The sequence below is a fragment of the Sphingomonas sp. IC-56 genome (genome assembly GCF_021043375.1).
Classification (GTDB): domain Bacteria; phylum Pseudomonadota; class Alphaproteobacteria; order Sphingomonadales; family Sphingomonadaceae; genus Sphingomonas.
This window is the reverse complement of sequence record NZ_JAJNDV010000006.1, coordinates 86612-99322: the sequence shown is the minus strand read 5'-3', so window position 1 is coordinate 99322 and position 12711 is coordinate 86612. Positions and strand designations below refer to the sequence as shown.

Annotated in this window: 12 protein-coding genes; 8 read left to right on the top strand and 4 right to left on the bottom strand. The window is 66.2% G+C overall.

The genetic code is table 11. The features are described from left to right. Nucleotides 1-31 precede the first annotated feature (31 nt). The 3 genes from LQ953_RS09990 (at nucleotide 32) to LQ953_RS09980 (ending at nucleotide 3021) form a co-directional block, all read left to right on the top strand. Complete coding sequence (locus tag LQ953_RS09990) at nucleotides 32-1027, top strand: GNAT family N-acetyltransferase (RefSeq protein WP_231030611.1); 996 nt, start codon at nucleotides 32-34, stop codon at nucleotides 1025-1027. Continuing rightward, nucleotides 1024-2223 (top strand): polysaccharide deacetylase family protein, encoded by a 1200-nt coding sequence (locus LQ953_RS09985; RefSeq protein ID WP_231030609.1) that lies wholly within the window; start codon nucleotides 1024-1026, stop codon nucleotides 2221-2223. Before LQ953_RS09990 ends, LQ953_RS09985 begins: the two co-directional genes overlap by 4 nt. Before the next feature lie 81 nt (nucleotides 2224-2304). Then, nucleotides 2305-3021 (top strand): sugar transferase, encoded by a 717-nt coding sequence (locus LQ953_RS09980; RefSeq protein ID WP_231030608.1) that lies wholly within the window; start codon nucleotides 2305-2307, stop codon nucleotides 3019-3021. Between the two features lies 1 nt (nucleotide 3022). Here the strand turns inward: LQ953_RS09980 and LQ953_RS09975 are convergent, their stop codons facing one another. Both LQ953_RS09975 and LQ953_RS09970 read right to left on the bottom strand, forming a co-directional pair. After that, nucleotides 3023-3751 (bottom strand): heparin lyase I family protein, encoded by a 729-nt coding sequence (locus tag LQ953_RS09975; RefSeq protein WP_231030606.1) that lies wholly within the window; start codon nucleotides 3749-3751, stop codon nucleotides 3023-3025. After that, nucleotides 3748-4881 carry a glycosyltransferase gene (locus tag LQ953_RS09970; RefSeq protein ID WP_231030604.1) on the bottom strand — a complete coding sequence of 378 codons (1134 nt, stop codon included), beginning with the start codon at nucleotides 4879-4881 and terminating at the stop codon, nucleotides 3748-3750. The genes LQ953_RS09975 and LQ953_RS09970 overlap by 4 nt, the downstream gene beginning before the upstream one ends. Before the next feature lie 84 nt (nucleotides 4882-4965). Between LQ953_RS09970 and LQ953_RS09965 the strand changes: the two genes are divergently transcribed. Then, the gene (locus tag LQ953_RS09965; RefSeq protein ID WP_231030602.1) at nucleotides 4966-6621 is read left to right on the top strand and encodes a M20/M25/M40 family metallo-hydrolase; all 1656 of its coding nucleotides are present in this window, start codon (nucleotides 4966-4968) and stop codon (nucleotides 6619-6621) included. 140 nt (nucleotides 6622-6761) lie between these two features. Here the strand turns inward: LQ953_RS09965 and LQ953_RS09960 are convergent, their stop codons facing one another. Both LQ953_RS09960 and LQ953_RS09955 read right to left on the bottom strand, forming a co-directional pair. Beyond that, on the bottom strand, nucleotides 6762-6962 hold the full coding sequence (locus LQ953_RS09960; RefSeq protein WP_231030600.1) for a hypothetical protein: 201 nt from the start codon (nucleotides 6960-6962) through the stop codon (nucleotides 6762-6764). A 141-nt stretch (nucleotides 6963-7103) separates the two neighbouring features. Then, nucleotides 7104-8432, bottom strand: a complete 1329-nt coding sequence (locus tag LQ953_RS09955; protein ID WP_231030599.1) for an MFS transporter — start codon at nucleotides 8430-8432, stop codon at nucleotides 7104-7106. Between the two features lie 121 nt (nucleotides 8433-8553). Between LQ953_RS09955 and cyoA the strand changes: the two genes are divergently transcribed. Genes cyoA through cyoD form a run of 4 tightly spaced genes read left to right on the top strand, consistent with a single transcriptional unit; the run spans nucleotide 8554 to nucleotide 12711 of the window. After that, the gene (gene cyoA, locus LQ953_RS09950) at nucleotides 8554-9669 is read left to right on the top strand and encodes a ubiquinol oxidase subunit II (protein WP_231030851.1); all 1116 of its coding nucleotides are present in this window, start codon (nucleotides 8554-8556) and stop codon (nucleotides 9667-9669) included. 10 nt (nucleotides 9670-9679) lie between these two features. After that, nucleotides 9680-11677, top strand: a complete 1998-nt coding sequence (gene cyoB, locus LQ953_RS09945) for a cytochrome o ubiquinol oxidase subunit I (RefSeq protein WP_231030597.1) — start codon at nucleotides 9680-9682, stop codon at nucleotides 11675-11677. Nucleotides 11678-11692: 15 nt separating this feature from the next. Further along, nucleotides 11693-12319: a cytochrome o ubiquinol oxidase subunit III gene (gene cyoC / locus LQ953_RS09940; protein WP_231030849.1), complete on the top strand. Its 627-nt coding sequence runs from the start codon at nucleotides 11693-11695 to the stop codon at nucleotides 12317-12319. Further along, nucleotides 12316-12711: a cytochrome o ubiquinol oxidase subunit IV gene (cyoD, locus tag LQ953_RS09935; RefSeq protein WP_231030595.1), complete on the top strand. Its 396-nt coding sequence runs from the start codon at nucleotides 12316-12318 to the stop codon at nucleotides 12709-12711. The genes cyoC and cyoD overlap by 4 nt, the downstream gene beginning before the upstream one ends.

The window sequence follows — 12711 nt, the reverse complement described above, 5'->3', positions numbered from 1 at the left end:
GACTAGCGGCAGCCGATTTCAGAGTGGTTAAATGTTGGCAACGGGAACGGGTGATTGTTTTCACCTGACAGATGGTTGGTTCGACGCGTGGAACGCTGCCTTTGGCGGTGCTTTCCAGCGCGAAGGGCTGACGCTGGTTGCCAAGCGGGAGCGGCTGGGGCCGATCGGCTATTGCGTGCTGGCCAGCGCGACCAACCCGCACAGCGTGAACTATGATGCGGCGCCCGGGGCGATGCTTGGCCCCGACTTGCCCGAGCGGCTGCTGGACGGCGCCGCGATGGTGCGGCTGGAATATCTGCGCGAGGATGCGCGGCTGCTGGAGGCGGCACGCGGCTGGTCGGGGCACCGCGTCCTGATCGCGCCGCATGCGCTGACGCCCGTGGTCGACTGCCGGGGCAGCTATTCAACCTGGCTGGCCGCGCGGAGCAAGCGAATACGGCATCGGCTGCGTCGCGACAGTGGCAAGGCGATGGACGCGATGGGTATGCATTTCGAAGTGACGGCGCAGGACCCTACGGAGGACGGGCTGCTCGAGCGGATGTTCGAACTGGAGCGAGCCGGCTGGAAGGGGCGGGGCGGTACGGCGATCCTGGACGACTCGGTTACCACCAAATTCTACACCGAACTGGCGCGCAATGCGGCTGCGGCGGGGGCGCTTCGCACCGCGCTGCTGTGGCATGGCGAGCAGCTGGTGGCATTTGAATATGGCGTTCTGGGCGGGCGGCGGTTGTTCGTGCTGAAAGTGGCCTATGAAGAGGATTTCGCTGACCTGTCGCTCGGTTATGTCGCCGCTGCACTGCATATTCGCCATTGTTTCGAGGACCCTGCCATCGATTGCTATGACAAGATGGGAAATGGGATGACACCCGCGGCGTACAAGCTGCGCTTTGCCGATTACTGCAAGCCGCTGTTCCGCGTGTCCTTGTTTGCGCCGGGGCTGCTGGGCACGATGCTCTACCTGCGCGAGCGGGCGAAGGCGCGGGCGAAAGCCTGGCGCGACGCGCGGCGAGCGGGAGCTGAGGCGTGACGCGCAAGGCGGAGCGGCGGGCGCGGGTGGTGCGCTGGCTGGCGACGCTTGCCGCAGGCGGCGTGGTCGGACTGGGTGGGCTGATGTTGCTGCCCGCCGCTGCTGGGGTAGCGGTGGCGGTAGGAGCCGTGGGCGTGGCGGCGGCGATCGGTCACCGCTGGATGATCGCCCCGCCCGGCGTGGCGATCCTGACCTATCATTCGGTGAGCCCGGCGCCGGGTTGGCTGCCCTGGTCGCGCGAGATTGCGGTACATCCCGACACTTTTGCGCGGCATTTGCGCACGCTGCGCGCAATGGGGGTGCATGTGGTGGGCAGCCGGGCGCTGGTCGCGCGGCGCCGAGCAGGGTTGGAGGTGCCGCGGGGTAGCGTGGCGCTGCACTTCGACGACGGGTATCTCGACAATCATCTCTATGCTGCGCCGCTGCTGCGGGCGCATGGCTTTGCGGCGACGTTTTTCGCTTCGCTCGATTTTATCGAGCAGGGGGATGCGGTGAGGACTGGCGGCCCACCCGAAGGCTATATGCGCTGGCCAGAGTTGGCCGCGTTGGAGGCTAAGGCGGGGTTCGAGGTCGAGCCGCACGGCGTGGCGCATGCGCGGGTGCCGGTGTCGGAAGCCGTGGTGGGTACGTTGGATGCTAACAACTGGCGGCGCCATGCCTGGCTTCAATGGCATGCGACGCCTGGGCCAAAGCATGACTGGTTCCGGATGACGGTGCCTGCTGCCGTGCCGCTGGGCAGCGCGATCCCGGCTTCGGGCTTGGCGCTGGCGGAGCGGGCGTGGCTGGGCGAACGGCGCGAGAGCGAGGCGGAGCTTGCCGCGCGGATCGAGCGGGATCTGTCGGCGTGCCGCACCGCATTTAGCGAGCGACTGGGTATCGAGCCGCAGATCTTTTGCTGGCCGGAGAACAAGCGTTGCTCTCGGGGGCAGGCGATTGCTGCCGAACTGGGCTATCTCGCCACGACCGGGGGCAAGCGCCGCAATACTTCCAAGGAGCCCGTCGACACGCTGTCGCGCATCCATGTCGGCGATCGGGCGATGGGGTTCCGCTGGCTGGCGGCCGAGGCGCTGCACCTGCGCGCATCGGTGCGGCTGATGCAGGGTAATCATTACTGGTATCTGGTGGTGGCACCCATGAACCTGACGCGGCGGGTGGTGTTTGCGCTCCGTGCCGCTTTGGGACAGCGGTTCGACTGAGCGATGGTAACCATCAATTAAGCAGCTTTTCGCGCGATCAGGCCGCAAGAGCATGGGCCGAGTGCAGCATGTGAGTCGCGTATGACCGACAGCCTTTCTCCGCAGCAGGAGCGCCGCAGCGACCTGGCCCGCCGGGTGCGTTTCGAATGCGACATGCGCGGCGTGCCGCTGCACCTGGAGGTGAAGCGGGGCGCCTATGCGCGCTGGCTGAAGCCGCTGATCGACGGGGTGCTGGCGCTGATCGCGACGATCCTGTTCCTGCCGGTGTTTCTAGCCGTCGCGCTGGCGATCAAGCTGGACGACGGCGGGCCGGTGCTGTTCGTGCAGGACCGCACCGGCTATCTTGGGAAACGGTTCCGGCTGTTCAAGTTCCGCACCATGGTGGTGGAGGCCGAGGCGCTGAAGGAGGCATTGCGGGTCCACAACGTGCATGCCGCGGACTCGCCCGATTTCAAGCTGGCCGACGATCCGCGGGTGACGCGGGTGGGCAAGTTCCTGCGCAAGACCAGCCTGGATGAGCTGCCCAATCTGTGGAACGTCGTTCGCGGTGAAATGGCGCTGGTGGGGCCGCGGCCGACCTCGTTCTCGGCCACGACCTATCGCATGGCGCATCTGCCGAGGCTGGCGGTGAAGCCGGGGCTGACCGGGCTATGGCAGGTGTCGGGGCGGGCGAATATCGACTTTGACGAACGCGCCGAACTGGACGTGCGCTATATCCGCTCGCTGGGGGTGAAGCAGGACATCGGGTTGCTCGTGAAGACGGTCGAGGCGGTGCGCAAGGGCAACGGCGCCTGCTGAGCTAACGGCTGACGGTTACGCGTACATTGTCGAACCAGGCTGTCGCGGGCACGGGGTTGGAGTTGGCGGTGATGCCGATTTGCACGCGGTCGACCGCGAGGCGGGGAAGGCTGGCGAGCGTGGCTCCGCGGGCGGCGAGGACTTCGTTGCCGTCGAGCGTGACGCGGGTCTGGCCGTCGTCCCCGGCGCCTAGGCGGACCTGCCACACGATGCGGTGCCAGCGGTCGTGGATGAGGGCCTGTGCGTCGTCGCGGGTCCAGGCGTGCTGGATCCCGATCTTTGAGCGGTCGATGCGCAGGCGGCCTCTGCGCAAGTAAAGGCGGATGCCGGGATTACCGCCTTCGCCGCAGCTGGCGCATTCCAGGTCGACGAGTTGGAGCGAGTCGAGCGGCGTGCCCGTGGGGACGCGCAGATCGAAGGCAATCGTCATGCGAGTGCCGGCGGAAAGCGGCGTGAGGCGGGCGACCACGTCGGCCTTGGCGACGCCCCCGGACTTGGGTGCGGCGCGGGCGAGCAGTGCCTGGCCGGGGCGGCCCGGCGCGGGAGCGGTGCGGACCGTGCCGCGAACTTCCTGTTTGATCGCCCAGGGACCGCCGCAACTGCCGACGCAGAGGCCGGCGTCGAAATTATCTGCGAAGCTGCCGCGCTGGGGCTGCGCCTGCGAGCGGGCCAGGGTGGCCGCTCCCGCCGCGAGGCCCACCACCACGACCGCGGCGAGCGCGCGCTTCACGCCCCCTGCCTTTGGGGCGTCCACTGCGCGTAGCGGCGGCCGGCGGCGAAGAACAAGGTGCCGAGCGCCAGGCCGGCGAGGTGCAGCATGACGCCGTGGACGAGCTTCAGGGGGCCGCGCAGGCGCATGCCCGCCGCACCGGCAATGGCGATCAGCACGGCGGCCGTGATGCCGGCGGCGACCAGCGCCCACCAGCGACCGCCCTGTGCCGCCAGGATGCCGCTGACCAACCAGAGCGGCAGCAGGGTGAGCGGCGCCAAGCGGCGGGCGACCTTGTGGAACAGCAGGGCAGGCGCATACCAGCCGGTGCGCAGCGGGTTCATCAGCGCGCGGCGGCGCCACAGCGCGGTCAGGCCCCGCACGGTGATGCGGATCCGGCGGCGGAATTGCTGGCGGCCGCCGGGGATGCTGTGCTCCCAGACGCGCGCCTGGTCGGCGAACGCGATGCGGTATCCTGCCGCGACCGCGGCGGTGCTGATGAAGAAGTCGTCGGTCACGTCGGCAGGGACATGGGGGGCGAGGCTCCGGCGGATGGCGTAGACCCCGCCATCGGCGGAGACGCAGCCGAACAGCGTGTCCTCGGCACTGCGCAATGCGGACTCGTAGCGGCGGAACCAGCGATCGGACGTGGCGAAGCGGCCCGGTTTGGTGGAGAGCGTCTCCACTCGACCGGCGACGGCGCCGATGCGCGGGTCGGAAAAGGGGGCGAGCAGGGCGGGAAGCGTTTCTGCGTCGAACAAGGGGTCGGCGTCGGTCATCACCAGCACGTCGCCGCGGCACTGAGGGATTGCCTGGTTGAGCGCGGCAGCCTTGCCGCCGCGCGGGAGGCGGAGGACGCGGGCGCCCGCCTGTTCGGCGAGCGCGGCGGTATCGTCGGCGGAGCCATCGTCGGCGACGAGCAGCTCAATCTGGCCCGACCAGTTTGCGGTGGCGGCGCGTACCGAGGCGAGCTTTTCGGCGATGGTGGCGGCTTCGTTGTGTGCGCAGATCAGGATGGTGGCGGAGGGCGGCGCCTGAAGGGCAGCGATTGCTCGGCGCGGGCGCAGCGCCGCGACGGCGATTACCAGCGCGGGATAGCCGAGGAACACCGCGACGGGGAGGAGGAGCAGGAGCCAGGCGGTGAACTGCATGGCGATGTCCTAGCGCGGGGGCAGTTAGCAGAAGCCTAAGCTGCGGGCTTGTTCCTGCGCCCGTGCGGCCATAGCCTGCGCTTCATGAAGATCCGCACCCTGCTGCTCGGCGCAGCGTTCGCCGCTTTCGCTTCCCCCGCATCCGCGCAGGACAGCGGCGCGGCTGGACGGATCACCGAGACGGTACAGACGCTGGCGTCCGACGCGTTCGAGGGGCGGGCGCCAGGTACCGCGGGCGAGACCAAGACGGTTGCGTATCTGGTGGACCGCTTCAAGGCGCTGGGGCTGGAGCCGGCCGGGCCGAATGGCCAATGGGTGCAACCGGTGCCGTTGCTGCATACCCGATTGGGAGCGGCCACGCGCATGGCGTTTCAGGGACCGAAAGGCTCCATGCCGGTGGTCACGGGGCAGGACCTGTATGTCTCGACGATCCGCCCCGACGAGGTGGCGCGGATCGATGCGCCGGTGGTGTTCGTCGGCTATGGTGTCAACGCGCCCGAACGGGGCTGGGACGATTTCAAGAATACCGACGTACGCGGCAAGGTCGTCGTGTTCCTGATCAACGATCCCGACTTCTACGCCAAGCCGGGTGAGCCCGCAGCGGGCAAGTTCGGCGACCGGACGATGACCTATTATGGCCGCTGGACCTACAAGTTCGAGGAAGCCGCGCGGCAGGGCGCGGTGGGCGCGCTGATCGTGCATGACACGGCGGGCGTAGGCTATGGCTGGAACGTGGTGGTGAGCCCGGGCGGCGAGAACTACGACATCGTCCGCAAACCCGAAGACATCACCAGCGTGCGGCTGCAGGGCTGGCTGGCCGAAGCCGCGGCAAAGCGGCTGTTTGCTTCCGCTTCGCTGGATCTGGACGCGATGAAGGTCGCGGCGCGGTCGCCGGGTTTCCGGCCGGTGGAGCTCAAGGGCGTGCGCTTCCAGGCCGAGGTGCCGGTGACGCAGGAGGTGGTCACCAGCCACAACGTGCTGGCTCGGATCCCGGGCACCAGCCGCGCCGACGAAGTGGTGATGTTCGGCGGGCATTGGGACGCCTATGGCAAGGGCAAACCGGACGCGCAGGGCCGCGTGTATCGTGCCGGCGCCAATGATGATGCGCTCGGCATCGCCGGGCTGCTGGAGATTGCGCGGGGCATGAAGGCAGGGCCGCCGCCGGCGCGTAGCGTGGTGTTCGCGGCATGGACCGCCGAAGAGCGCGGTCTGCTCGGGTCGGAATATTACGCCGCCAATCCAGTCTTCCCCATGAACAAGACCGTGGCCAATCTGACGCTGGACATCCTCCAGACCGGCGGCTTCGCGAACGATGTGGTGCTGGTTGGCAAGGGGCAGAACACGCTGGAAGACGACATGGGGCGCGTGGCTGCGGGCCAGGGGCGGCGGGTTACGCCCGAGGGGCTGCCCGAGCGCGGGTTGTTCTATCGCGCCGACCATTTCTCGTTTGCCAAGCGCGGCGTGCCGGTGCTGCTGATCATGGGCATTGCCGGGGCGTCGGACCTGAAGCAGGGCGGCGTGGCTGCGGGGCAGGCGTGGATCGATGCCTATACTGGGTCGTGCTATCACCAGGCGTGTGATGCATGGAGCCCTGACTGGAAGCTGGACGGGGCGTTGCAGGACATCGCGCTCGTTGGGGCGATTGGCGGGGAGCTTGCCGGGTCCGGGAAATGGCCGGCCTGGAAGGTTGGGTCCGAGTTTCGGAAGCTGCGGCCTGTGCCGGGTTCGTCGAAGAAGTGAGTTAGCTCTAAACGCTATGTTTCCCGGCGGAGGCCGGGGCCCAGTTGCACCGGATTGGCGACGGCGTGGTGTCGTTTCCGAATTTGTTGCAGCTGGGCCCCGGCCTCCGCCGGGGAACATGTTGGGTGGAAGGGCGTGGATTACGCCTTGGGCGTGACCCAGACGAACACCGGGGTCACCACCTTCCCCGGTGCCGGCTTGCCGACTTCGACGCGGTCGGCCTTTACCAGCTCGCCGGTCTCGAGGTTGAAGGACGCCCAAGGCTTGGGCATGCGGCCAAAGCTCATCTTCTGAATCGGCGCGCCGGTGGTCGTGTTCATGATCGTTGCAATAATACCCATGGCGCGAGCGATAGGGGCCGCGCGCAGCCGATGTCCAGACGCTCGCGCCACCAAAGCTGTGGACGACAGGGCGCAGCAAAAAGGGCCGGAAACCCCGCGGTCTCCGGCCCTTTTAGAGAGTGTGGAAAGGAAGGTGCGGCGTCAGTCGAGCCGGCGGGCCAGTTCCTTGTTGAGGCCCAGCGCGATCAGCGTCGCAATTGCGCCGGACAGCAGATAGGCACCGGCCGCGATCAGCCCAAAATGCTGGGCAAGTAGCAACGCGGCCAGCGGAGCGAAGCCGGCGCCGAAAAGCCAGGCCAGGTCCGACGTCAAGGCCGCGCCGGTGTAGCGCGCGCGCTTGGGGAAGTTGCTGGTCACGGCACCCGAGGATTGGCCGAACGACAGGCCGAGCAGCACGAAGCCGCCGACCATGAACAGCGTCTCACCGACCTGTCCACCGTTCAGCAGCTGCGGCGCGAAGCCGGAGAACACCGCGATGGCGGCAGCGGTGTAGCCGAGCAGCGAGCGGCGGCCGATCCGGTCGGCAAGCAGGCCCGATGCGATGATCGCCAGCACGCCGACGACAGCACCAACCATCTCGATCAGCAGGAAGCGCGTGATGCTTTCGCCGGTGAATACCGCCACCCAGGAAAGCGGGAACACGGTGATCATGTGGAACAGCGCGAAGCTGGCGAGCGGGGCGAACGCACCGATGATGATGTTGCGCCACTGCGCCTTCAGCGTTGCCCCGACGGGCGAGGGGGTCAGCTCGCGGCTCTTGAACAGTTCGGTATATTCCGGCGTCACCACGATGCGCAGGCGAGCGAACAGTGCCACCACGTTCACGGCGAAGGCGACGAAGAAGGGGTAGCGCCAGCCCCAGGACAGGAAGTCCTCAGGCGAGAGCGTGCCGAGGAAGAAGGCGAACAAGCCCGCAGCCAGCAGCAGGCCGAGCGGTGCGCCAAGCTGTGGCACCATTGCCCACCAGCCGCGACGCTTGGGCGGTGCGTTCAGCGCCAGCAGCGAGGCAAGGCCGTCCCAGGCGCCGCCCCAGGCAAGGCCCTGACCGATGCGGCCAATGGCGAGCAGCACCGCCGAGGCCGTGCCGACCTGCGCATAGCCGGGCAGGAACGCGATCGCCACGGTGGAGGTGCCGAGCAGGAAGAGGGAAATGGTCAGCTTCGTGCCGCGCCCATGCTTGCGGTCCACCGCCATGAAGATCTGCGAACCGATCGGGCGGGCGATAAAGGCCAGCGGGAAGAGCGCGAACGACAGGATCGTGCCGCCCAGCGGGTCCAGATACGGGAACACCAGCGCCGGAAACACCAGCACCGACGCGAGCGCATAGACAAAGAAGTCGAAGAATTCCGACGTGCGGCCGATGATCACGCCGATGGCGATCTCACCGGGGTGCACGTCATGGTGGCCGCGCGTGTTCACGGTGCGGGCATCACGCTCTAGGGATGCGGAATGGGCGACGGCCTCAGCCATGATTTGTTTTTTCCAACATGTCGAACCTTTGGGACGGGCTGTAGTGCGAGGGGGCGGGCGGTGGGATAGGACAAATTGTCCTATTTCGCAGCCGCACAATCGGGCATAGCTCGCGCCCGTGATGTATCGAGTTTTCCGCTTAACGCCGTTTCTGGCGCTTCCGCTCCTTGGTGGCTGCGATACCGTGGTCATGAACCCAGCCGGGGATGTTGCACGCCAGCAGGCGGACCTTATCCTATGGTCCACCGGGTTGATGCTGCTCATCATCGTGCCGGTGATGATCCTGACGGTGCTGTTCGCCTGGAAATACCGCGCGTCCAACAAGGATGCCGAATATCTGCCCGATTGGGACCACTCGACGGGCCTGGAGCTTATCATCTGGTCCGCGCCGCTGCTGATCATCATCGCGCTGGGCGCGCTGACCTGGGTCGCGACTCACACGCTGGACCCATACCGCCCGCTCGGCCGGATTGCGGCCGGCAAGGCGGTTCCCGCCGAGCAGCGCCCGCTTGAGGTGCAAGTGGTATCACTCGACTGGAAGTGGCTGTTCATCTACCCCGAACAGGGCATCGCCACGGTCAACGAACTGGTCGTGCCGGCGAACCGCCAGGTCCGCTTTCGCCTGACCTCGTCGTCGGTGATGAACACCTTTTACGTGCCCGCAATGGCCGGCATGATCTACACCATGGCCGGCATGGAGACGAAGCTCCACGCAGTGCTGAACCGCACCGGCAGCTTTGACGGCATGAGCGCCAATTATTCGGGCGCCGGCTTCTCCTACATGAACTTCAAGACGCACTCGCTGGACGATGCCGGCTTCGACCGCTGGGTCGCAGGCGTGCGCGGCAGCGGCATGCAGCTGCGCCGCGACGAGTATCTCAAGCTCGAAAGGCCGAGCGAAAAGGTGCCGGTGATGCGTTTTGCCGCAGTGGAGTCGGGCCTGTTCGACCGCGTCGTGCAGATGTGCGTCCGTCCGGGCGAGACCTGCATGGGTGCCACCATGCACCATGGCGGGGACCAGCCGGGCAGCCACCCGCCGGTCAACAACCGTGCGCCAGACGGCAAGACCGAAGGCGCGCTGCAGAAGGACCCGGGCGAGAAGCAGACCAGCCCGCACATCACCGCGCCGCACGGCAGGCCCCAGGGCAACGCCGCACCGGGTGAAGAAAGCAACCGCAACATGACCCGCCTGGAGCTGCCGGCACTGCCCGGCACCGCGCGAAACGCCCAAGGCTGAGACCCAGACCATGTCCGATACGCTTATCAAGACGATCTTCGGGCGGCTTTCGCTCGAAAGCTTCCCGATCCACGAGCCGATCATCCTCGCCACCTTTGTCGCTGTGGCGCTGGGCGGCGCCGTGGTGCTGGGCGCGCTGACCTATTTCAAGCTCTGGGGCTATCTCTGGAAGGAATGGTTCACCAGCGTCGACCACAAGAAGATCGGCATCATGTACATGGTGCTGGGCCTGGTCATGCTGCTGCGCGGCTTTGCCGACGCGATCATGATGCGCCTTCAGCAGGCGATGGCGTTCGGCGCCAACGAAGGCTATCTCAACGCGCACCACTTCGATCAGATCTTCACCGCTCACGGCGTGATCATGATCTTCTTCGTGGCGATGCCGTTCGTCACCGGCCTGATGAACTATGTCGTGCCGCTGCAGATCGGCGCGCGTGACGTCAGCTTCCCGTTTCTCAATAATTTCAGCTTCTGGATGACGGCCGCAGGCGCGGTGATCGTCATGGCCAGCCTGTTCGTGGGCGAATTCGCCCGCACCGGATGGCTTGCCATGGCGCCGCTCTCGGGGCTCGATTACTCGCCCGATGTCGGCGTCGACTATTACATATGGGCCTTGCAGATCGCGGGCGTCGGCACCTTGCTCTCGGGCGTGAACCTGCTCGCGACCATCGTGAAGATGCGCGCGCCTGGCATGACGCTGATGAAGATGCCGGTGTTCACCTGGTCGTCGCTCGTCACCAACGTGCTGATCGTCGCGGCCTTCCCGATCCTGACGGCCGTGCTGGCGATGCTCAGCCTCGACCGCTATGTCGGTACGCACTTCTTCACGAACGACGGGGGCGGAAACCCCATGATGTACGTGAACATGATCTGGATCTGGGGTCACCCGGAGGTGTACATCCTGATCCTGCCGGCGTTCGGCATCTTCTCGGAAGTCGTCTCGACCTTCTCGGGCAAGCGCCTGTTCGGCTACACCTCGATGATCTATGCGCTGATCGTGATCTGCATCCTGGCCTATCTGGTCTGGCTGCACCACTTCTTCACCATGGGCTCGGGCGCCAGCGTCAACAGCTTCTTCGGCATCACCACGATGATCATCTCGATCCCGACCGGTGCGAAGATCTTCAACTGGTTGTTCACCATGTACAAGGGGCGCATTCGCTTCGAACTGCCGATGCTGTGGTCGATCGCGTTCATGCTGACCTTCGTGATCGGCGGCATGACGGGCGTGCTGCTGGCAGTGCCGCCGGCCGACTTCGTGCTCCACAACTCGCTGTTCCTGATCGCGCACTTCCACAACGTGATCATCGGCGGCGTGCTGTTCGGCCTGTTCGCGGGCATCAACTACTGGTGGCCTAAGGCGTTCGGCTTCAAGCTGGACAAGAAGTGGGGTCTGGTCAGCTTCTGGTGCTGGGTGGTCGGGTTCTGGGTGGCGTTCACGCCGCTCTACATCCTGGGCCTGATGGGCGTGACGCGCCGCCTGCGCCACTTCGACGATCCGTCGCTCCAGATCTGGTTCATCATCGCGGGCATCGGTGCTGCGATCATCGCGGTGGGCATCGCTGCGTTCCTGATCCAGATCGTCGTCAGCGTCCGCAACCGCGAGCAGCTGCGCGACTTCACGGGCGATCCGTGGGACGGCCGCAGCCTGGAATGGGCGACCTCTTCGCCGCCGCCGGAGTACAACTTCGCCTTCACGCCGGTGATCCACGACCTCGACGCGTGGTACGACATGAAGAACCGCGAGGCGGCACGCCCGACCGAAGGGTTCCGCGACATCCACATGCCCAAGGGCACGGGGGCAGGCATCATCCTGGCCGGACTGTCGGTGGTCTTTGGCCTGGCGATGATCTGGTACATCTGGTGGCTGGCCGCAGTATCGTTCCTGGGGCTGCTGGTCGTCGCGATCGGACACACCTTCAACTATGACCGGGACTTCCACATCCCGGCCGAGGAAGTAACCCGCGTCGAGAATGCGCGCACGCAGGCGCTGGCGGCGAGGGGCTGAACCATGGCAACCACGATGACGCAAACCACGCCGCCGGGCACGCAAGCGCCCGCTTTCTGGGACACGGACCCGCACGAGCACCCGCCGGGGTCCAGCACCATGCTGGGCTTCTGGCTCTACCTGATGAGCGACTGCCTCATCTTCGCGATGCTGTTCGCGGCATGGGGCGTGTACGGCGCGGCCTATGCCGGCGGCCCGACGCCCAAGGAATTGTTCGACCTGAAGCTGGTGGCGATCAACACCGCCATGCTGCTGTTCTCGTCGATCACCTATGGCTTCGCCATGATCGCGAGCGACGAGAAGCGGCGGAGCGCGGTGCTCGGCTGGTTGGCAGCGACAGGCCTGTTCGGCGCGGCCTTCCTTGCCATCGAGCTCTACGAGTTCTCGCACCTGCTGCATGAAGGGGCGGGGCCGCAGCGTTCGGCCTTCCTGTCCGCGTTCTTCACGCTGGTCGGCACGCACGGGCTGCACGTTACCTTCGGCCTGATCTGGCTGGTGACGCTGATGGTCCAGATCGTTCGTCGCGGGCTGGAGCCTGCCAATCTGCGCCGCCTGCAGTGCCTGTCGCTGTTCTGGCACTTCCTGGACGTGATCTGGATCGGCGTGTTCACCTTTGTCTATCTTCTCGGAGTGATGCGATGAGCGCGGATCCCCATCACGCAGCCGCGCACGGCCATGACGCGCACGGGCATGACGATCATGGCGGCGCCCCGCACGGGACCCGCCGCAGCTACCTGACCGGCTTTGCCCTGTCGGTGGTGCTGACCGCGATCCCGTTCGGGTTGGTCATGGGCGGCTGGCTGTCCAGCGTTGAATGGACGATCGGTATCTGCATGGCGCTCGCCTTTGTGCAGATCATCGTCCACATGATCTACTTCCTGCACATGAACAGCAAGTCCGAGCAGGGCTGGACCATGATGGCGCTGATCTTCACCGCGATCATCATCGTCATCGCCCTCGCGGGCACGCTGTGGGTGATGTACCACATGAACGTGAACATGATGCCGGACATGGGAATGTCCGGCGGCATGTAG

Excerpts from the sequence above, each read along its gene's own strand:
- cyoA (WP_231030851.1), top strand. The coding sequence starts at position 8,554 with ATGTATCGAGTTTTCCGCTTAACGCCGTTTCTGGCGCTTCCGCTCCTT.
- LQ953_RS09970 (WP_231030604.1), bottom strand. The coding sequence starts at position 4,881 with ATGCAGTTCACCGCCTGGCTCCTGCTCCTCCTCCCCGTCGCGGTGTTC.
- cyoB (WP_231030597.1), top strand. The coding sequence starts at position 9,680 with ATGTCCGATACGCTTATCAAGACGATCTTCGGGCGGCTTTCGCTCGAA.
- cyoD (WP_231030595.1), top strand. The coding sequence starts at position 12,316 with ATGAGCGCGGATCCCCATCACGCAGCCGCGCACGGCCATGACGCGCAC.
- LQ953_RS09980 (WP_231030608.1), top strand. The coding sequence starts at position 2,305 with ATGACCGACAGCCTTTCTCCGCAGCAGGAGCGCCGCAGCGACCTGGCC.
- LQ953_RS09955 (WP_231030599.1), bottom strand. The coding sequence starts at position 8,432 with ATGGCTGAGGCCGTCGCCCATTCCGCATCCCTAGAGCGTGATGCCCGC.
- LQ953_RS09990 (WP_231030611.1), top strand. The coding sequence starts at position 32 with ATGTTGGCAACGGGAACGGGTGATTGTTTTCACCTGACAGATGGTTGG.
- LQ953_RS09960 (WP_231030600.1), bottom strand. The coding sequence starts at position 6,962 with ATGGGTATTATTGCAACGATCATGAACACGACCACCGGCGCGCCGATT.
- LQ953_RS09965 (WP_231030602.1), top strand. The coding sequence starts at position 4,966 with ATGAAGATCCGCACCCTGCTGCTCGGCGCAGCGTTCGCCGCTTTCGCT.
- cyoC (WP_231030849.1), top strand. The coding sequence starts at position 11,693 with ATGACGCAAACCACGCCGCCGGGCACGCAAGCGCCCGCTTTCTGGGAC.